Genomic DNA, 21,480 nt, shown 5'->3' on the forward strand with positions numbered 1-21,480 from the left:
AATACGCGTCCTACAACAAAATGAAACCCAAGTTAAAAAAAGGATTAATCCTTTTTCTAGCCTTTCTGTTTTTAATCATTCGATTATTTGGCGGAATTTACAAAGACGATGAATTCCAAGGGAAGATCTTCTTCATTAAGCACAAGCCTTCATGGAAATGGTCTTTTTATTCTCCGCGCGCCATGAGCGACATGACATTAGAAGAAATGTCCGAAAAAAAGAAAAAGGAACAAATTCAATTCGACGAATTTATCCCCAAACGAATTTGGGAATTCCCAGCAAATGCTTCATTCCAAAAGATTATAATTTCAAAACCATCCAATGAAAAGATTCCAATTATGGATGAAGTAGGAAATTCAACCGACTCATCCATTGAAACCTCAGAAGAAAATTTTTGTTCGGAATTGCATGGCGAAATGATGACAGGGGAAGAATGTTTTTATCCCAACAAAACAATCGATGAAGTCTACGATAAACTTCTTCATAAAAAAGACCTGAATGATGTAGAATTTTTACGCCAAAAGGTTCCTGCTAAAAATCAACGAGATGAAATAAATGAGAATGGATTAATCTCCATCGACTATCAACGAAAAGAAAATAACTATTTCATTGAAATGTTCTACCATGGCGGAGTTACTACGATTGAATTGAACCAATTGGAAAAGGGTGTTAGAACAAGAATCATTTTAAGCGCAGATTAACTTATCAAAACCTCGCTTGAATCTGAACACTTCCCGTATGAATTGCTTTTTGTTCCTCCGTTTTACGTCCGTCGTAACTGATGTTCACACTTAAGTAAGAATTCAATTGTCGCTGCATTAAAACTTGCCAAACGAAATTATTTCCGGGTTTCAATCCTTCCATCATTTGGTTTCCAACAACCGATTGTGCATTTCCTTCGAATGTATTGTCAATGTAATTGAAGCTTCCTAAAAACGAAGATTTCGCCCCATCATTCCATTGAATTTCCGTTCCCAAATTGGATTGATTCAAGTTTTCAATTCCCGTTTTATTGGTTTTGGTTTGATAAGTATAATTCAAGGAAGCGTTGAATTTACTTTCGATCTGATAGGAAATTTGGGGTTTGATTCGCCAAGCATCCACCGTAAATCTTCGGCTTGCAAACATATCGGAATGGCTATTGGTCAACACATTTTCTCCTTCTGCAATGAAATAAAAATTCTCCCAAGGTTTGTATTTCGCATTCAACAAATGACTTTTCGAATCACGAGCTTCAGCACCCGTAAAAATATAAGATTGAGATTTTTGCTGCGTATAGGTATAGCTCGACGACCATTTGTATTGTCCTCCCTGATTGAAATTCAATCCGCCTCGTATACTCTCCGACTTGCTCAGCAATTGTTCATTGTCCACAAAAGGATTCCATTCCAAGGTTTTTCCTTCTTTCAACAAGGAATTATTGGTTTGCAAAGAGCCCTGAAGTGTCCATCTTCCTAGGAATTTATTTTCAGAATTCAACAATTCTTTTGGTTTCAATCGTACCGAAAAGTTAAATCCGTTTTTGTTGGTCTTCACATAATTCATGGTATTGGTGTAGACACGGATGTAATTGGCTTGATCCTGAAATTCAGCGATTTCAAATTCGTCCAATTGCTCCAAACCGTCACCGTTATAATCGGTCCATTTGTAAATTCCGGTTCCGTCTGTGACTTTCACATATTCAAATTCTCGCTGCGGTTCAACACCACTTCCCAATTCATAAAAAGCATTGATCACAGCACCTCCTCGCAAGAAACTCTTGTACCAACGGATGTTTCCCGTGATATAATCTTCGTTGGGCATGTTTTCAAATTCATAATTGACCGAACGATAATGCGTTGTCAATTCCAAACGATGATCGATTTTGTTGATCAATTTTGAGGAGAAAATAAATCCATTGGATTTAGAAATTCTTTGCATAGAACCCATTCTGATGGAATCATCTCTACGATTGTACAAGGTCAATTGCGCATGCAGTTTCGCCGTATCTCCTACGCCTATCATCGCTTGAATTTCGTCCCATCGAAACGATAATTCCGACAAATTATTTCCATCCTGAGCATTGAGATGATCTTCGATTTCATTATGCTCACCCGCATATTGCGCACCAACCCACCAAGATTTTCCTATTTTGCGTTTTCCTAATATCTGATAACGTAAAAATTCTGATTTGTCTGGATCTAATGATGGATTGAGGATATTTTCTTTTTCTGCATTCAACAAAGAAAAATTCGCTTCTGCATAATTTTTATCGGATGTATATTTCGCTTGAACATCGTTTTTAATCCCTCTGTATTGACCTTTATTTTGCAAATAATGCAATTGGTAATTCAATCGTAGAGAATCCTGATAAGCCGTTTCCAATCCAACTTTCAAATAAGTTTGATCGGCGTCAGATAATTCCTGATCCAAGTTGAAATCTCGAGTAAATTCAACCGTTCTCAATCGTTGAATCGAGTTGAAATTCTTTTGAATGTAGGTGAATTCAAAATTGGGATTCAAACGCCAATTGGTCCAATCAAATCTTCGATTTCCATACAATCGACCTGCAAATCCTAGATTTTTTTCGTCATCCAAATCCGAAAATAAATTCAAATCCTCATTGCTCATCCCTAAATCGATTCCAATCAATCCCTTTTGGTTTTTGAATTTATAATCTGAATTTAAGGTATACACTTGCAGTCGTTTCGGCGGAACCAATTGTCGAATCGGTTCATAATTCCCTTGTGGAATTCCATTGATAGGCGGAACATATTGAAAAATCTTGCCATTGATTTCGACATTTGATTGGATGTAATTTCCTTTGTTCGCTCCCATAAATGTAAAAGTAACCTGATACAACTCTTCTTCTGGATCGTCGGAAAATTCAAATACTTCCACACCATCTATTTCAATTTTTCGATACAAATTTTTGTCAGGATCATAAGCCGTCGGAACCGCTGTGGTATTGAACATTTGAGTTGCATCATTGCCCGCTTCTGACAAGATTTGTTTGTCGGCATCGCTCAAATTATCGTTCAACGGATTGTTTTTGGAATCCCCATTGGAATACACATGACCTGCAATTCGAAATCGTTCGGATTCGTGTTCAATTCCTCCATAAACCAAAAACTGCGAATAACTGCGGTTGGCGTACAAATATTCCACCGTAATCCGTGAATTATCGGTCATCAATCGATTGCTAGTAAAGGTCAATTCGCCCGTATTATAATTGATGACATAATCTTGGTCTTCGCCACGCGTCATCAGCAAACCGTCTACATAGACGCGTTCACTTCCCGAAACGATGATGATGTACAATTCGTTGTTATTTCCAGAAAGTCGGTAGGGACCTTGGTTTCCGTTTTGTCCATTGAATTTTTTTGTAGCAAATTCTCCACGCGTCGTACTTCCTGCCACTTGAATTCGGGTTTTGGAATCATTGCCATGCGCCAATTCCGTTCCTACTTGCAAACCCGTTACTTTCTGATTGAAATTCCCAAAGAAATCTCGCTCTTGAATCAAATCAATATGTCCCGCACGAACTCTGGAATTTTTATTGAACAATTCCACATACACCTTGTCAAATTCTTGCAATTGTTGGGTATAACCATCTGCCTGAATCGGAACATTGTTGTCCGAAATCACTGCATTGATCCCGATTTCTTCGGTTAATTGACCTGTTAACTGCAAATCCAAAGATGACTGAACAGAGGCGCTTTGATTGTTTCCAAAACGAATTCCTCGAACCAAAGAACCGCGACTATTGAGGCCGTCAAAAGGTTTCTTCGTTTCTCGACCTTCTCTTGCGTAGGAATAAAGAATGTTTTCTTCTGTCGGTGCACGAATAAGCGCGGTATCCTTGGAAAAGACGGACGCCATTTGCAAATCGGGGTGAACGAAATAAGAAACGATGACTTTTTTGCCCAAGTGTGATTCTTTGAAGACCAAAAGACCTGTTGAAAAATCAATATCATAGTCCAATTCAGAAAGAATCGATCCGTTTTCATCTTGAATTTGAAACTTTTCGGGCAATAAAACCCTTGCATTCAATTGGATGGAATCCGTTTCTACTACAATAGAATCTTGATGGAAATTTGTGTTTTGCCAATTCGGAACTTGCGCCCAAATCGACGAAACCATACAAATGAACAAAAAGAAAACTATGTATTGTTTGAATTGCAAGTCTTGAATTTATCTACAAATAACGGAATTTTAGCGCTTCTCGTACACGCAGGCTGTAACAATTCCTATCTTTTTCTACTCATTTCAAAAAGAATATCATGAAAAAAATCGTTTCCTTAGAAAGTTTGGGGTTGTTTCTCTTATCGATCTTCCTTTTTTCTCAACTTTCTTATGCTTGGTGGATATTTCCAGCATTGCTTTTACTTCCCGATTTAAGTATGATCGGATATGCATTTGGGCCCAAATTTGGAGCGATTTCGTATAATTTTTTCCATCACCAATTCCTAGGAATCGCTTTGTATTTAGTGGGAATATATGGTCAATTGGAAGTTCTTCAATTGATCGGAATTATTTTATTTGCGCATTCTGCTATGGACCGAATTTTCGGCTATGGATTGAAATATTATTCTGGATTTCAAGACACGCATTTGGGCAAAATTGGAAAACCCAACTGACGCAATTAACGTAAATTCAGTCAGTCAACTGACGCAATTTATATAAATTCAGTCAGTCAACTGACGCAATTTGCATTTTTTATTGTATATTTGATTGACCATTTAAGAACTTAAAACCATGGCAAATTACTATAAAAGAGCAATTTTAAAAGAATTCAAAGGGAAAGTTCGGCCAAATAAAGTCTTATTATTAATAGGAGCCAGAAGAGTCGGAAAAACAAAATTGATTGAATCTTATTTAGAAAACATTGAACCCGAAAAAGTTTTGTTATTAAATGGAGAAGATGTTTTGGACGCTAACTTACTAAAAGAACGTTCCGTATCCAATTACAAAAGATTATTGAGTGGAATTGAATATTTAATAATCGATGAAGCTCAACATATTCCTGAAATAGGACTTAACCTAAAACTTATGGTTGATTCAATTCAAGGAATTAAAATAATTGCAACGGGATCTTCAACATTTGATTTAACGCAAAATTTGGGAGAACCTTTGGTCGGCAGAAAGAACACGATAGAATTATTTCCACTTTCACAAATTGAATTCAAGGAATTTGAAAACCATAAACAAACTGTTGAGAATTTAGAACAAAGAATGTTGTTTGGTGGTTATCCCGAATTGGAACAATATCAGGATTGGAGCGAGAAGGAAGAATATTTATATGAAATTGTAAATTCTTATCTTTTGAAGGACATCTTAATCTATGATGGAATTAAGAATTCTGCAAAAATCTATGATTTGCTAAAACTAATTGCATTTCAAGTAGGCAAAGAAGTTTCCTTGCAGGAACTTGGAAATCAACTGCAAATTTCAAAAAATACTGTTGAGCGATATTTAGATTTATTAACGAAGGTATTTGTCTTGTTCAAATTAAATGGATTCAGTAGAAATCTTCGAAAAGAAATAACCAAATCTAGTCGTTGGTATTTCTATGATAATGGAATTAGAAATGCGCTTATTCAAAATTTCAATCGACTGGAACAACGAAACGATGTGGGAGAATTATGGGAAAATTATTTGGCCTCAGAAAGAATTAAAAAACAACAGTATCACAAAATAAAAAGCCAAAATTACTTTTGGAGAACTTACGATCAACAAGAATTGGATTGGCTAGAAGAAAAAACGGAGCATATTCATGGGTTTGAATTCAAATGGAATCCAAAAAAAAATCCTAAACCTCCAACCGCGTTTTCAAAAGCTTATCCTAAAGCAGATTTTGATGTCATAAATCCTTCCAATTATTTGGATTTCATCACCTAATCTACATCGCTCGTTTCTTTTTCAAAACCTTTACCAAACTGACTTTGAGATTGGATACATCGGCAGGTAAGTTCTCTGTTGGCAAGATTTCTTCTCGAACAATTAGTTTATAAATATAGCCTGGTTCATAGACAAATCCATCAATATCATTGTAAAACAAAGTCCAATTTCCTTTTTCAATTTTATCTCCAACTTGAATTTGGATGCAATTCATTTTTCCAACTCCAATGCAGTCCACCATGGTTCCGGCAACCCAATAGATTTTCTCGTTTTCTTTCAATTTATGGCTTGAAAAATTCGCTTTATCCGCACATCCAAACAAACTAAAAATCAGCAAAACTCCGAATAGCTGGATCAAATTCTTCATTTTCATCTCTTTCATTTTAGAAAAAAAATCCAAAAACCAATCCAAAGGACTATTACAGTATGTTAAAAAAAATCTCCCTTTCAAACGAAAAGGAGATTTTCTATTTTATTTCTATTGAGTATTTCAATTACATCTGAAACAAAGGACGATCTTCCATCATTTCGATTACTTTATCGCCAACACTTTCCAAAACAGCATCATTGTCTTTGTTCATCAAAGCTTCGTCAATCAAGTTTGCAATTGTTTCCATATCGTTTTCTTTCAATCCACGAGTGGTAATCGCTGCAGTTCCCAAACGAATTCCCGAAGTTGTAAACGGAGATTTATCGTCAAATGGAACCATGTTTTTGTTACAGGTAATATCGGCTTTTACCAATGCATTTTCGGCTTCTTTCCCGTTAATATTTTTGTTTCGAAGGTCAATCAACATCAAGTGATTGTCCGTTCCTCCCGAAACGATATCATATCCATTGGCAATCATTGCTTTGGCCAAAGCTTGTGCATTTTTGGTTACTTGAATCACATAATCCATATAACCGTCTGACAATGCCTCTTCAAAAGCAACCGCTTTCGCTGCAATTACATGTTCCAAAGGACCACCTTGCATTCCTGGGAAAACTGCCATATTTAACAATTGAGACATCATTTTGATTTCTCCTTTTGGCGTTTTTTCACCCCAAGGATTTTCAAAATCTTTCCCCATCATGATCACACCACCTCTCGGACCACGTAATGTTTTGTGTGTCGTAGAAGTCACAAAATGACAATGCGGCATTGGGTCGTTCAAAACTCCTCTTGCAATCAATCCAGCTGGATGCGCAATATCTGCTAACAACAATGCTCCTACTTCGTCTGCAACTTCACGGAATTTTGCAAAATCAATATCACGCGAATAAGCCGAAGCTCCACAAATAATCATTTTCGGTTTTTCTTTCAAAGCTGTTTGACGCATTGCTTCATAATCAATTCTTCCGGTTTCACGATCTACACCGTAAAAACAAGTCTGATACAACATTCCCGAAGAACTTACAGGAGAACCATGTGTCAAGTGTCCGCCATGAGACAAATCCAATCCCATGATTTTATCGCCTGGTTTCAAACAAGCTAAATATACAGAACCATTGGCTTGAGAACCACTATGCGGCTGCACATTTGCGTATTCTGCGTTAAACAAATGTTTCAATCTTTCTATGGCCAAAGTTTCGATTTGATCGACCACTTCACAACCACCATAATAACGCTTTCCTGGATAGCCTTCTGCGTATTTGTTCGTCAAAATAGACCCCATTGCTTTCATTACATTATCACTTACGTAATTTTCTGAAGCAATCAACTCCAAACCGATGGTTTGTCTTTCTCTTTCGTCTTCAATTAAATCGAAAATAATATCTTTTGCCATAATTCTAAATTTGCTTCCCAAAAGTAGGGAATATATCTTACTTTTAATCGATGAAAACGTTTTTTGCCATAGGACTTATGTCAGGAACTTCCTTGGATGGATTGGATCTTTGTTATGTCCAATTTTCTTATCCGACCATGGAATTTAAAATTCTAAAAGCCCAAACTTTGGAGTATTCAGACGAATGGAAAGATCGACTGAAAAATTCGATTCATCTTTCAGGTGAACAACTCACGAAACTCGATGTGGATTATGGATTTCATTTAGGCGAAATGGTGGCTAGCTTCATTCAAAATCATCAAATTTCAGATCTTGATTTCATTGCTTCGCACGGACATACCGTTTTTCATAAGCCGAAAGAATTCTATACGCTTCAAATTGGGAATGGAGCAGGAATTTATGCGAAAACGGGAATCAAAACAATTTATAATTTCCGAATTCAAGATGTGATACTAGGCGGACAAGGAGCACCTTTGGTTCCGATTGGAGACGAAATTTTATTTGGACAGTACGACGCTTGTTTAAATCTAGGCGGATTTTCCAATATTTCGTTTCGAAGAAATGAAAAGAGATTGGCGTTTGACATCTGTCCCGTGAACATCATTTTGAATCATTTGGCAGAAAAAATAGGTCAGAACTATGATCGAAATGGAGAAATTGCTCGAAATGGAAATATTTCAGACGAATTGGTTCTGCAACTAAATGAATTGGAATTTTATCATCAAGCACCACCCAAATCATTGGGAATTGAATGGTGTTTGGAAACAATTCATCCGATTTTGAACAATTCCCAACTTTCAACAGAAGATTTAATCGCAAGTTTTACGGAACATATTGCTGTTCAGATTGCAGCAATATTCAACCAAAATAAATTGGAAAACTGTTTGGTAACAGGTGGTGGAGCTTACAATCAATTTCTTATTTCATCTATTCAAAAAAAGACAACGACAGAAATCATTTTGCCCGAAAATCAACGGATCGAATACAAAGAAGCTTTGATTTTTGCTTTGATGGGATTGTTAAAATTGGAAAATCAAGTCAATGTTTTCCAATCCGTGACCGGTGCTTCAAAAGATCATTCGACTGGTTTAATTGTTGGATGAATTTTAGCAGAAATTTCAATTAAGAAATCCTACATTTGAAGCCTAATTTCACTATCTCATGAATTTTCCCGAAACGGTTGACTGGTTGTATGAAAAACTCCCGATGTTCCAGAGAACGGGTGTAAAAGCCTTCAAAAAAAACTTAGACAATATCCTTTTCCTGACAGAAAAATTGGATAATCCTCATCAAAAATTCCCAAGCATTCATGTGGCAGGAACCAATGGCAAAGGAAGCACTTCGCATATGTTGGCATCGATTTTACAGGAAGCGGGATTCAAAGTCGGCTTGACGACTTCTCCTCATTTAAAGGATTTCCGTGAACGAATTCGGGTCAATGGAGAAATTTGCACAGAGGAATTTGTCGTCCAATTTGTAGAAAAACATCATGAATTAATTGAATCTTCCAAAGCATCTTTTTTTGAAGTCGCCGTTGCAATGGCCTTTGACTATTTTGCACAAGATGAAGTGGATATTGCGGTCATTGAAACGGGCTTGGGTGGCAGATTGGATTCCACCAATATCATCACACCGAAATTGTCTGTGATTACCAATATTGGATTGGATCATACGGGAATTTTGGGTGAAACTTTAGCTGAAATTGCCTTTGAAAAAGCAGGAATTATCAAAGAAGGAATTCCTGTGATTTTGGGCGAAAAACATCCCCAAACTTTGCCTGTTTTTGAAACCAAAGCGAAGGAAATGAATGCGAATTTAATTTTCGCGGAAGATTCCGAGCATCCTGAATACAATTCGGATTTGAAAGGTATTTATCAGGTAAAAAACAGACGAACGGTCTTAACTGCGATAGAGGAATTACGCAAACAAGGAATGAACATTCCAGAGGAAGCAGTTCAAAGAGGATTGGCCAATGTGATCAAAAATACTGGTTTACGAGGCCGATGGGATATTTTGCAAACGAATCCATTGATTGTAGCCGACACAGCTCATAATCCGCATGGAATTCAAGAAGTAATGCGACAAATTCAAGAAACACCTCATCAGAAATTACACTTTGTCTTGGGATTTGTGAATGATAAAGATGTTGCATCTATTTTGGAGTATTTCCCCAAAAATGCGCTTTATTATTTTTCAGAACCCGATGTTCCACGAAAACTTCCCGTTGAGGAATTGAAAACTCAAATTCCATCCGATTTTCAGGCTAGTTATTATTCTACTATTCAAAATGCCTTAGAAGCGGCGAAAAAGGCCGCCAAACCAGAAGACTTCATCTATGTAGGCGGAAGTACGTTTGTAGTTGCAGAAGTGGTTTAGGGAGTTGGAAGCTAGAAGATGGGAGTTGGAGGCTTTAATTGATTAAAGTCAAAAATTCGTATTTCGTATATCGTAATTCGTATATCGTAAAATTTTATCTAAATCTAGCTGGTAAAAATCGTTTCCATTTTTTTGGTTTGGCATCGGCATAGCCACCATAACCGTATCCATATCCGTAACCATAGCCATATCCATAGCCTTTTCCAGCTCCGACATCATTTAAGATCAAAGCCATATTGGGCAATCGTTTGTCACGGTATAAATCACGAGGCATTTCCAATAATCGTTTGTCTAAATAATTCGCACGAATCACATACAAGAACAAGTCGGCATGGTTGGCAATGATTTGGGTATCGGTCACCAAACTTACTGGCGCAGTATCGACAATCACAAAATCATACAAGTTTTTGGCTTCATCAATCAATTCCTTGAAACGGCCATTCATCAACAATTCCGATGGATTGGGTGCAATAACACCTGAATGAATGATATCGAATTTCAAACTTGCATCATGCGTAATCACATCTTGAATTTGAAGACCTGTATCGGACAAGAAATGGGTAATTCCTTTGTTGGTTCCCAAGTATTCTTTGTCCAACATTTCCAATAAACGTGGACTACGAATATCGGCTCCTACCAACAAAACTTTGTATTTTTCAGAAGTGGCCAAGATGGTCGCCAAGTTGGAGGCCACAAAGGTCTTTCCTTCTCCACTCACCGTTGAAGTAATGAAAATCGATTTGCCGCCAATTTGAGATTCGGGAAGATAGAAATTGATATTGGTTCGTAAAATTCGGAAAGATTCTGCCAAAATACTTCGATCATTTTCTTGAATGATTTCATCTGCTTTGGTGTTGGGAATATCTCCAATAATGGAAATCCCTGTTTTTTCAATGTCCTTACGACTCTGCACTTTGTTGTTCAACAAGAACGTCAAATAAAGAATTGCCAAAGGAATCATCAAACCTGCTGCGGCCGCACCCAAATAGATCGTTTGACGGTTGGGAGCAATGGGAGAATAATTGCTATATGCATAATCCACTACTTTGATGGCTGATGGTGTTGCGGAATTGGTAATTTCGTTTTCTTCTCTTTTTTGCAACAAGAACAAATACAAGGCTTCTACAATTTGCTGTTGTCTTGCAATGTGTTTGAATTCTTTTTCTTGGGTTGGGAATGACTGTATTTTTGAAGAAATTCGTCCACTTTCACCTGTAGCCTTGTTTAAAGAAATCTGCGTAGTCTTTTTATAATTGTTCAAACTTGTGTTTAGGTTGGCGCCAATTTCGGCTATTTGTTGATTGAGATTTTGAACAATTTCACTCGATTCTGTAGAATGCTTCAACATATCTTTTTTGGCCAAAATCAATTCGTTGTATTTCGAAACATTGGCGTTGATGGCACCATCGGTCAAACCAACATTGACAGGCACTAAATCTTCACCATTGGTTTTCAAATAATCCTGCATATAATCCACCAAGCTCAATTGAGTCGATTCTGCTAAAACTTGAGAATGGTTGGCTGACTTTTCATTCAAACTTAAACCACCTTCGGCCTGCAAATCAATGACATGATTGGTCTTTTTGAACACTTCTACATCACGGTCTTTGGACTGTAAATCATCGGAAACTTTTGCCAAACGATCTTCAATAAATTTTGTTGTTTTCTCTCCAATCAATCGTTTGTCATTGATCGCGTCTTCATTGTATTGACTGATCAATTCGTCGATTACTTTTTTGGCACGATCGGGTAAATTATCGACCATTGAAACACTCAAAACGGAACCATCGTTTACAGGTGCAATCGTCAACTTTCCTTTGTACATGCTTGTCGCAGATTCAATCGGTAAAATTGCCACCATAATGGACCTCCCAGTAGTGACAGATTTCCCATCTTTGGGCAATACCATGAATTCGGTTTTCCCAATTTTGATAGGACTTCCTAGTGAAGAATTATAGGTTTGTTCATTATGAATGATGTCAAATTTGTTGGCCGATTTCATTTTCAATTCAAATCGTAGAGGTGCATAATCTTTGGATAAAACCTTTACAATGATGGGAGTAGTCTCCTGAAAAAATTCTCCTTTTTTGAATCGACCATCCGAAAAATAACGAACATTTAAATCCAAATTCTGAACTACTTTGCTCACCAATCTTCTGGAGCGCATGATTTCAATCTGATCCGAAATATCGGGTTTGGTATCCGCTCTTCCTAGCCCTCTTCCCGTCAATGCACTCAATTCAGAACTCCATTTGGTCGCATCTTCTTTCAACAATAATTTTGCTTCTGCTCGATAGTAATTTTCTGCGTACCGAAGATGAATATGTGCAGCAGCTAAAGCTATTATAAGACCCAAGGCTAACCAATACCAATTGCGAATCAATCTTTCCCATAATTCAATAAATGAAAAGGAGCTTTGTCCTTCCCCATCCAATAAATTTTGAGTGGAAGTTGAATTTAAGTTAGAATCGCCATTGAGCTCTTTATACTGCATGTGAAAAGTTTAACGGGTAATTAGTGTTACAAGCGTTATCAAGAAACTAGCAATGGATATCCCAAAGGATACATTTCGAATGGTATTGCTCGAGGTATTGATTTTGTTTTGATTGGGCTCAACATAGACCACATCATTTTGAGCCAAATAATAAACAGGCGAATTGAATACCTCACTTGAAGCCAAATTCACGCGGTAATAATTCCGCTCACCTCCTTCCTCACGAACGACCAAAACATTCTCCCGAACACCATTGATGGTCATATCTCCCGCCATTCCTAAGGCTTCCAAAATGGTTACTTTCTCATTTTCTAATGGATAGGTTCCTGGTTTTGTTACTTCTCCCAAAACGGTAATTCGATAATTTTTGATGGCAATTGAAACTCCAGGATCCACAATGTCTTTGGACAACAATCCTTTCATATATTGAATAGCTTCGTTTCGTGAAAGTCCTGCTAATTGCACTTTGCCCAAAACCGGAAATTCTATATTTCCTTCTTCATCGACCAAATAAGTTTGCCTAGTATTTTGATTTTGAATGTTTGCCTCTTGATTAAAAATACGAGTTGCTTCTACACTTCTTCCAAAAACGGTAATTTCCAATAAATCATCAGCTTGAATTTTTACTGCATGTCTGTCAACCTCACTCACAGCATCTAAATCCCCTTGAAAATACACAATGCGTTCTCTAGGAACACAAGAAGTAATAAGGATTGCTAGTATAAAAAGCAATGTAAGTTTAGACAAAACACCTTTGGGGCTCATTCTCATCTGTTCGAATTTGATCTTATGCAAATATAAAATAAATTGATTGCTGTTAACATTTATTCATTTGTGGAAAAAATCGAATTATTGGGCGAATATTCGGGTAGAATTTCCTTGATTTTATTGACCAAAAGAAAATTGGTCTCTCGTGGTTGTTCCGAAATTTCGATCGATAATAATTCTTGGAATTTAGTGGAAAATGAATCATTGGATTGATCCACTTTTGCAATCATGATTTTCGGATGGTGCGTCTTAATGGTCATTTCATTTTGCGCCAATAATTCTTCGTAAATCTTTTCACCCGGACGCAATCCAACGATTTGGATGTCGATATCATCTGGATATTTCAAACCACTTAATCGAATTATTTTTTTCGCTAAATCAAAAATCTTCACCGATTCGCCCATATCAAACACAAAAACCTCTCCGCCTTTTCCCATGGCACCTGCCTCCAAAACCAATTGACAAGCTTCTGGGATGGTCATAAAATAGCGCGTGATATCGGGATGCGTAACTGTGATCGGTCCACCTTCTTCAATTTGTCTTCTAAAAATCGGGATGACCGAACCATTGGAACCCAATACATTTCCAAATCTTGTTACGATGAAATTGGTGGAGGAAGTTTGGTTCAAATTCGTCACATACAATTCTGCCAATCGCTTGGTCGCTCCCATCACATTGGTAGGATTTACTGCTTTGTCTGTTGAAACCATGACAAATTTCCCCACCTGATATTGCACAGCCAAATCGGCCAAAATTTTGGTTCCTTTCACATTGGTGGTAATGGATTCATAGGGATTGTCTTCCATCAAGGGAACGTGTTTGTAGGCTGCAGCATGAAAAATGATATCGGGATGAAAATGACGTATCAACAATTCCATCCGTTTTTGGTTTCGGATGTCTCCCATCACAAATTCACAGCTGTCCTTGCAATACTTTTTGGTGGTTTGCTGCAAATCAAACAAGGCCGTTTCCGATTGATCCAACATGATCAATTGTTTGACCGGATAACGCATCAATTGACGTGCAATTTCACTTCCAATCGAACCCGCAGCCCCTGTTACCAAAATAACTTTGTCTTTGGTTTCTGCCAAAATTTCGGTATTGTTCAATTCAATGGGCTTTCTACCCAATAAGTCCTCGATGCGTATATTTTTGATTTGTTGAGCCGTCAGATCCCCTTTTAACCAACTGCTTACTGCAGGAACAATTTTCAGAGAAACTGGAATATCGGTAAACATGTCCACAATCTCTCTTAATCGTTCAGGTTTAATGTTTTGAATGGAAATGATAATCTCGGTAATATGATGTTTCTGAACAAATTCTGCTGTAATCGTTTTCGGATCGTAGACTTTAATCCCATCGATTTTCTTTCCAACCTTTTTCTTTTTATCGTCCAAAAATCCGAAAACTGCCACACGACTTTTTTCATCATTTTTCAAGGCTTTGTAGGTAATCACCCCAGAATCTCCGGCACCATAAATCATCACACGGCGGCTATATCGATTTCCCAACACATAAAAATTGTACAAACTTTTGTACAAGATTCGTAAGAAAATTAGGGCAATGGTATTGAATAAGAAGTGAACCAAAATGACCACTTTGCTGATTCGAAAAGCAGAATTTGGATCTACAGATATAATCAGCCAATTGAACAAACTCATCAAAACGACGAAAAGCATCATGGCCTTGAATACATTCATCACATCTTTGAATCCTGTATGACGCACAATTCCTTTGTAGGACGAAGTTGCCAAATAGGCCACCAAGCTGAAAAACAAAACCTGTGGCACATGATGGATAACGACATCATACAATCGTGTAGCTGGACCAATTCGAAGGATTTTCAACAATAAAAACGTAACCAAAAAAGTATTGAAAGTGATGTATAAGTCGATTGCTAAGACCAACCTTCTAGGGGTTTCTTTTTTGAGGTTTTTACGAAGTAAATAACTTCCATATGAAAAACTAAACGCCTTCAATTACTCTGTTTAAATCTTCGGTTGTTAAATCTGATCCACTTGGTAAACATAATCCAATTTCAAATAAGTTTTCACTCGTACCATTTGAATACTGCGGAAATTTCGCAAATACAGGTTGTAGATGCATCGGTTTCCACAAAGGTCTGGTTTCTATATTTTCTTTTTCCAAATTTAGTCTAATTCTCTCGCGTTGTTCAAACGATTCCGTCAACAAACAACTCAACCATCGATTGGAATAATGTCCTTCTGGTTCTTGTAAAAAACGGAATTCAACGTGCTGAGCAAGAGATTCTTGGTAAAATTCGAAATTTTTTCTTCTTGCTGCAACTCTTTCATTCAAAACTTCCATTTGTCCTCTCCCGATTCCTGCCACCACATTGGACATACGGTAGTTGTATCCGATTTCTGAATGTTGGTAATGAGGCGCTGCATCTCTCGCTTGGGTGGCCAAAAAAACCGCTTTGTCTCGAATTTCTTGTTGTGAACTAACGAGTGCTCCACCACCCGAAGTGGTGATAATTTTATTTCCATTAAATGAAAGGATGGATATATCGCCCAATGTTCCACAATTTTGTCCTTTGTATTGACTTCCCAAAGCTTCTGCTGCATCTTCAATGATGGGAATTTCATATCGGTCAGCGATAGCACGAATTTCGCTATGCTGATAAGGCATCCCATACAAATGAACCGCAATGATGGCTTTTGGTTTTTTACCATTTGCGATTCGATCTTGAATGGCGGTTTCCAATAATTCCGGACAAATGTTCCATGTCAATTCCTCACTATCGACAAAAATAGGGTTCGCCCCCAAATAGGTAATCGGATTGGCAGATGCCGAAAAAGTCATGGACTGACAAATCACCTCATCGCCTGCTTGAACTCCAACTAAAATCAATGCCAAATGCAAAGCAGCTGTTCCTGAACTCAAAGCCGCCACATGCGATTCTTGGCCCAAAAAGGTTTCCAAGTCTTTTTCAAATCCGTCTACATTGGGCCCCAAAGGTGCTACCCAATTGGACTCAAAAGCTTCATGAATGTAATTCAATTCGGTTCCGCCCATATGAGGCGATGAAAGCCATATTTTTTTATTGTTCATCTGTTTTATTCAGTCAAATTTATCAAGATTCTATCGTGGTTTCTGGATTCTTTTGGTATTTAATGATTTTACCAGGATTTCCTACCACAACCGCAAAATCGGGCACATCTGAAAGGATCACAGCTCCCGCGCCGATCATTGCCCATTTCCCGATGGTAACTCCTTGTATGATGCTTGCGCCAATACCGATATGAGCTCCTTCCCCCACAGAAACATTTCCAGCCAATGAAGCATTGGGTGAAACATGCACAAAATCTTCCAATTCGCAGTCATGATCCACCGAGGCATTGGTATTGAGGATACAATGTCTGCCAATTTGAACATCGGCATTGATGCTTACTCCAGACATTACTACAGTTCCAGCTCCTATTTTGATACGTTTCGAGATATTTGAAGATGGCGAAATCAAGGTTCCAAAAGTTTCATGGGAGAATTTTTGGGCTAATTTTTTTCGGGTGTAATTATTCCCCAAGGTTAAACACAAATGAGGTATTGATTTAGGAATTTCGTGTAAAACCGGATAATCCCAAATCTTGTCTAGACTTGCATCATCATCCAAAAAAATAATGGTTTCAAACCCTAAATTTTCGGCAATTTCAGCCACAACTTTCCCATGGCCACTTGCGCCATAAAGATAAATTACACGTTTAGTTATCGTTTCCATTGAAAGCTTCTATTGTTGCATGCCCTTGTTGGGAAATTCCTTCTTTTTTGATTACTTTTAAAATCGTGAGAACCAGTATTTTCACATCCAACCTCCATGAGATATGATCTACATACCAAACGTCAAAATCAAATTTTTGTTGCCAAGAAATTGCGTTTCGGCCATTGACCTGTGCCCAACCTGTGATTCCAGGCTTCACTTCATGACGACGTTTTTGATGTTCGTTATACAAAGGCAAATATTCTGGCAAAAGGGGTCTCGGGCCTATCAAACTCATATCTCCTATCAATACATTGAACAATTGTGGAATTTCATCCAAAGAAGTTTTTCGCACAAAAGACCCAATGGCTGTCAAACGTTCCGAATCGGGTAAAAGCTGACCATTGGCATTTCGCGCATCGTTCATGGTTTTGAATTTGATGATGCGAAATAATTTTTCCTTTTTGCCTGGACGAATTTGTGTGAAAAAAGGCGATCCCGAATTGGCGATGGACAATAAGATTAAAATAATTAAAAATATGGGTGACAATACTAGCAATGCAAGAGATGCTAGTAAAAAATCAAACCAAACTTTAAGATAATTCACGTACATAGTGTCGCACAAATGTACTAATAATTTTATCTGAAAATTAAGGGTTAAGCTCTAGTTTCATGATAATTTTACATCATAGAATAAACGAAAGAAAATTCCCTCCCCAGCCATTTAAAATACATAAAGAAAATTCTCTCCCCAGCCATTTAAAATACATAAAGAAAATTCCTTCCCCAACCCTAAAGGGTGGAATTTTCTCCAGTTAAGTAAACTTTAAAGCTCTTCCTTTAGGGGAACGGGAAAAAGCTTGAGAACTTAGTTGATAAAACATTCAATTAGCTTAAAGGGTGGAGTTTTAATTTAAAGAAATCTGCCAATCCTTCCCTTTAGGGACAAGGGATAAAGGATTGGTAAAGGAAAACTTAATTAGAAAATTCCCTCCCCAACCCTAAAGGGCGGAATTTTCTTTCATCACGAACAACTTTCAAGCTCACCCTTTAGGGGAACGGGAAAAAGCTTGAGAACTTAGTTGATAAAACATTCAATTAGCTTAAAGGGTGGAGTTTTAATTTAAAGAAATCTGCCAATCCTTCCCTTTAGGGACAAGGGATAAAGGATTGGTAAAGGAAAACTTAATTAGAAAATTCTCGCCCCAACCCTAAAGGGTGGAATTTTCTCCCAACACGAACAACTTTAAAGCTCTTCCTTTAAGGGAACGGGAAAAAGCTTGAGAACTTAGTTGATAAAACATTCAATTAGCTTAAAGGGTGGAGTTTTAATTTAAAGAAATCTGCCAATCCTTCCCTTTAGGGACAAGGGATAAAGGATTGGTATAGGAAAACTTATTTAGAAAATTCCTTCCCCAACCCTAAAGGGCGGAATTTTCATTTGCAACAAACCTCAGAAGGCGGGGAAAGTTTCTGAGGAGATTTTCAATGCCTAGAAAATTCCTTCCCCAACCCTAAAGGGTGGAATTTTCTCTCATCAACCTTTGATATTCTTTCAAAAGTTCCTGCCAAAACACTTCTTGTTCATATCCTTGGCAAATACGTTCACGAGCATTGAGCCTAAGACGATGATACAATTCAGAATTTTCGAGGATTTCCTTCATGGCAGAATAAACCGCATTTTCATCCTTTACGGGAACTATCCAACCATTTTCGCCGTTTTGGATAATTTCATTACAACCATTGATATCAGACACTATACTCGGCAAACCCATGGCTCCTGCTTGCATGACCACATTGGGAAATCCTTCTCGATAACTTGGGAAAACCAAAACATTGGAAATCGCAAAATACGGACGAACGTCTGATTGAAATCCCACAGAAAGAATGGAAGGATTGTTTTTTATTTCCTCCATAGTATCCAGACTTAAGGGATCCAATTCAGTTTCAAAAGGTCCAACCAACAAGAGTTTCGCATTCTCGATTTTTAGTTGAGAAAAAGCGGAGACCAATTCATGGATTCCCTTATCCGCTACCAATCGGCCGACAAAAACAAATACAAAATCGTCTTCCTTTAAATGGAGTTCTTTTCTGAGTTTCTGTTTCTCATCATCTGATACGGTTTCCGGATCAAAATGCTGGGTATCGATTCCATTGGATGATCCCTTTCCGATCAATTGAATTTTACGACTAGAAACCAAATTTTCCTGAAGGATAAACGCTTCTAAACCTTTGGAATTGGGAATGACTTGCGTAGCAGACCAATAGGTCAATTTTTCTACCAATAAGAGAATTTTTCGTTTCATTCCAGAAGCTTCCATCAAAGGCAATCCTGCAACTGTATGGATACGAATGGGAACTCCCGCAATTTTAGCCGCCAACATTCCAATGATTCCTGCTTTGGGCGTATGCGAATGAACAATTTGAGGTTTTTCTTTTTGCAGAAATCGAATCATTTTCACTAAGGAAATCAAATCTTGAATAGGCGTAATCTGACGGCTCATTTGAATTTCCTCTACTCGAATTCCTTCTTGGTCTCTTACTTCTTGTACTTCTTCCCCCGAAGAACTAACGCCCACCACCTCAAAATAGGAAGACATCCATTTCAATTGACCTTTCAATAATATTTTCAAGGAAATTGGAACAGTTGTAATGCGAATGAGTTTGGGTTTGTTCATTTTCCTTTTTTTACAAAAGTTTTTCTCTAAGCAAACGTATACCGTTTGCGTGTTTTTCAGGATTATTCTTTTTCAGTTTTTCAAGATTCTGTAATTTCCATTGAACAGCCGGATATTTTTCAAAATCATATAGTGTCCAATCGGGATTTAATTCTTCAATACTGATTAAAAAAAGTTTATCATCAACTGTTAAAGATTGGTGAATATCCTCCACCAAAGCGTATCGATTTGCTTCATAATCTTCATACGTAAAACTTTGTTCTGTCATTCCTTTAAACTGCTTTTCAAAAACAGAATATTGGTCTTGATATTGAGGAAATAACATCTCAACAAATGGTCTGTTAGAGCTGATTAAGTAAAAAATAAATCCTTTTTTGATGGGTTCGGATAGCTTTTCTGTTTTCAATATATTGTGAACATCAAACAAATCTCTGGGATGTTGTCGGTCAAGTGCTGCACATATTTTTCCTCCAAACAAATGCCCCATTTCGACAACCTGAATTTCAGAAAACGAGTTAAATTCTTCTTGAGCCTTCTCACACAAACCTACAAGCTCTGGACTTGCGAAACATCCTCTTTTAATTTGATTCACTTCTACTTTTACCAAAGCATTTTTGGTTGTAATCATGAGTTTGGATTCTCGTTTTTTGTGCTCAACAACCATTTCTGGATATTTCTTTTCAATCCTATTCTTTATCCTTTCTAATGATTGTCTGATGTTTTCAAGAGAAGTTTCTCTATCTTCCACCCCCAAATACGTCAAATCTATATCTACTGACAGGCGAGGCATATCATAATGAAACAAATTAATAGCTGTTCCTCCGTGTAAGGCAAAGACCTTTTCATCACTTACCACTGGAAGCACTTGTAGCAACAACCGTACTTGCGCTTTATATTTCTGGTAATCCATCTTCTTCCAATTCTTTGGGTACAGTTATTTTGTATTTTGATATATAGACACCATTCTTTACTAAACTTCGATTTCCTGCTCCTAAATCTATTTTTTCTTTGTTGACATACTTCAACCAACTGTGATTTGATTTTTCTGCCAAATACAAAAATAATCTTTTCACTTTTACCGAAGTACATTGTTCTAACAACTGCTGTACTTGTGTAGGAACTAAATCATTTAAGCCTTCCATCAATTCATAGCATTCTACCAAATTCATTTCCTTTGGTGCTAAATACAGACACTCCATCAAAGCTCTTGCGGGTGTAGAAACTGAAACTTCAAAATTTTTATGTACTATCTGAGTCATTGCTAAACTTTCGGGTAAAAAAGAAGAGGTATAAAATTGTATTTTTGGTTTCCAATTTTGATTTTTGAACCACGTAGGCAATGTTTCTTTTTCGCTTCCAAACAAATAGACCTGCTGTTCGTCCATCTCTAAATAATGACTTCGCCCTTGTAAAATTAAAGCTGTTTTTGCAGCAGGATAGACAGACTGCTCAAGTTGTTTTTGCAGGCAATAAACCGCTCCCAGATAATCAACCTCATCACTAATTCTTTTTACAGCACCATTGCCCAAAGACTCCAACCACTGACTTTTCCGATAACTTCTAATAAGATCCGGACTATATCCCTGTTTGCTGAGCCAACTACTTGCCATTGCAACACCAACAGGAACTTGCTGTAATAAATAGTTTATTTTAGTTGGATTTAACGAACTCATACTACGTTTTTATCGACTATTTTAAACAAAGGTAGTGTTTTTTCGTTAATAAAAACTTTCATTTATAAACTAATAGTTTAGATTGTGATTAAAAAATAAACTTATTTTGCGACATAAATCGATGTTG

General features: G+C 37.3%; 17 protein-coding genes. 5 read left to right on the forward strand and 12 right to left on the reverse strand.

Annotated elements, in window-relative coordinates:
• Positions 1–20: 20 nt before the first annotated feature.
• Positions 21–701: a hypothetical protein gene (locus tag ABID46_RS00275; protein WP_354505468.1), complete on the forward strand. Its 681-nt coding sequence runs from the start codon at positions 21–23 to the stop codon at positions 699–701.
• A 4-nt stretch (positions 702–705) separates the two neighbouring features.
• Here the strand turns inward: ABID46_RS00275 and ABID46_RS00280 are convergent, their stop codons facing one another.
• A complete protein-coding gene (locus ABID46_RS00280; protein WP_354505471.1) occupies positions 706–4,164 on the reverse strand; it encodes a DUF8818 domain-containing protein in 3,459 nt (1,152 codons plus the stop codon).
• Between the two features lie 98 nt (positions 4,165–4,262).
• Between ABID46_RS00280 and ABID46_RS00285 the strand changes: the two genes are divergently transcribed.
• Positions 4,263–4,619 (forward strand): DUF4260 domain-containing protein, encoded by a 357-nt coding sequence (locus ABID46_RS00285; RefSeq protein ID WP_354505474.1) that lies wholly within the window; start codon positions 4,263–4,265, stop codon positions 4,617–4,619.
• A gap of 118 nt (positions 4,620–4,737) precedes the next feature.
• A complete protein-coding gene (locus tag ABID46_RS00290; protein ID WP_354505477.1) occupies positions 4,738–5,880 on the forward strand; it encodes an ATP-binding protein in 1,143 nt (380 codons plus the stop codon).
• A 1-nt stretch (position 5,881) separates the two neighbouring features.
• On the opposite strand, the gene ABID46_RS00295 is transcribed toward ABID46_RS00290, so the two are convergent.
• On the reverse strand, positions 5,882–6,247 hold the full coding sequence (locus ABID46_RS00295; protein ID WP_354505479.1) for a DUF4377 domain-containing protein: 366 nt from the start codon (positions 6,245–6,247) through the stop codon (positions 5,882–5,884).
• Positions 6,248–6,374: 127 nt separating this feature from the next.
• Complete coding sequence (gene glyA / locus ABID46_RS00300; RefSeq protein WP_354505482.1) at positions 6,375–7,646, reverse strand: serine hydroxymethyltransferase; 1,272 nt, start codon at positions 7,644–7,646, stop codon at positions 6,375–6,377.
• Between the two features lie 50 nt (positions 7,647–7,696).
• Between glyA and ABID46_RS00305 the strand changes: the two genes are divergently transcribed.
• Together ABID46_RS00305 and ABID46_RS00310 are read left to right on the forward strand one after the other, a co-directional pair.
• Complete coding sequence (locus ABID46_RS00305) at positions 7,697–8,749, forward strand: anhydro-N-acetylmuramic acid kinase (protein WP_354505485.1); 1,053 nt, start codon at positions 7,697–7,699, stop codon at positions 8,747–8,749.
• Positions 8,750–8,807: 58 nt separating this feature from the next.
• Positions 8,808–10,022 (forward strand): bifunctional folylpolyglutamate synthase/dihydrofolate synthase, encoded by a 1,215-nt coding sequence (locus tag ABID46_RS00310; RefSeq protein ID WP_354505488.1) that lies wholly within the window; start codon positions 8,808–8,810, stop codon positions 10,020–10,022.
• 94 nt (positions 10,023–10,116) lie between these two features.
• On the opposite strand, the gene ABID46_RS00315 is transcribed toward ABID46_RS00310, so the two are convergent.
• From ABID46_RS00315 to ABID46_RS00355, 9 genes are all read right to left on the reverse strand, one after another.
• Positions 10,117–12,516, reverse strand: coding sequence for a GumC family protein (locus ABID46_RS00315; protein ID WP_354505491.1), 2,400 nt, complete (start codon positions 12,514–12,516; stop codon positions 10,117–10,119).
• Positions 12,517–12,525: 9 nt separating this feature from the next.
• A complete protein-coding gene (locus tag ABID46_RS00320; protein ID WP_354505493.1) occupies positions 12,526–13,281 on the reverse strand; it encodes a polysaccharide biosynthesis/export family protein in 756 nt (251 codons plus the stop codon).
• A 59-nt stretch (positions 13,282–13,340) separates the two neighbouring features.
• Positions 13,341–15,263, reverse strand: a complete 1,923-nt coding sequence (locus ABID46_RS00325) for a polysaccharide biosynthesis protein (RefSeq protein ID WP_354505496.1) — start codon at positions 15,261–15,263, stop codon at positions 13,341–13,343.
• On the reverse strand, positions 15,250–16,359 hold the full coding sequence (locus tag ABID46_RS00330) for a DegT/DnrJ/EryC1/StrS family aminotransferase (RefSeq protein ID WP_354505499.1): 1,110 nt from the start codon (positions 16,357–16,359) through the stop codon (positions 15,250–15,252). The genes ABID46_RS00325 and ABID46_RS00330 overlap by 14 nt, the downstream gene beginning before the upstream one ends.
• Positions 16,360–16,381: 22 nt before the next feature.
• Positions 16,382–17,023: an acetyltransferase gene (locus ABID46_RS00335; protein WP_354505502.1), complete on the reverse strand. Its 642-nt coding sequence runs from the start codon at positions 17,021–17,023 to the stop codon at positions 16,382–16,384.
• A complete protein-coding gene (locus ABID46_RS00340) occupies positions 17,007–17,615 on the reverse strand; it encodes a sugar transferase (RefSeq protein WP_354505505.1) in 609 nt (202 codons plus the stop codon). The genes ABID46_RS00335 and ABID46_RS00340 overlap by 17 nt, the downstream gene beginning before the upstream one ends.
• A gap of 901 nt (positions 17,616–18,516) precedes the next feature.
• Positions 18,517–19,680 carry a glycosyltransferase family 4 protein gene (locus tag ABID46_RS00345; RefSeq protein WP_354505508.1) on the reverse strand — a complete coding sequence of 388 codons (1,164 nt, stop codon included), beginning with the start codon at positions 19,678–19,680 and terminating at the stop codon, positions 18,517–18,519.
• Positions 19,681–19,690: 10 nt separating this feature from the next.
• Positions 19,691–20,590 (reverse strand): nucleotidyl transferase AbiEii/AbiGii toxin family protein, encoded by a 900-nt coding sequence (locus tag ABID46_RS00350; RefSeq protein WP_354505511.1) that lies wholly within the window; start codon positions 20,588–20,590, stop codon positions 19,691–19,693.
• Positions 20,571–21,353, reverse strand: a complete 783-nt coding sequence (locus ABID46_RS00355; protein WP_354505514.1) for a type IV toxin-antitoxin system AbiEi family antitoxin — start codon at positions 21,351–21,353, stop codon at positions 20,571–20,573. The genes ABID46_RS00350 and ABID46_RS00355 overlap by 20 nt, the downstream gene beginning before the upstream one ends.
• Between the last annotated feature and the right edge of the window lie 127 nt (positions 21,354–21,480).

Origin of the sequence: Moheibacter stercoris, assembly GCF_040545805.1 — a bacterium.
GTDB classification, from domain to species: Bacteria; Bacteroidota; Bacteroidia; order Flavobacteriales; family Weeksellaceae; genus Moheibacter; species Moheibacter stercoris.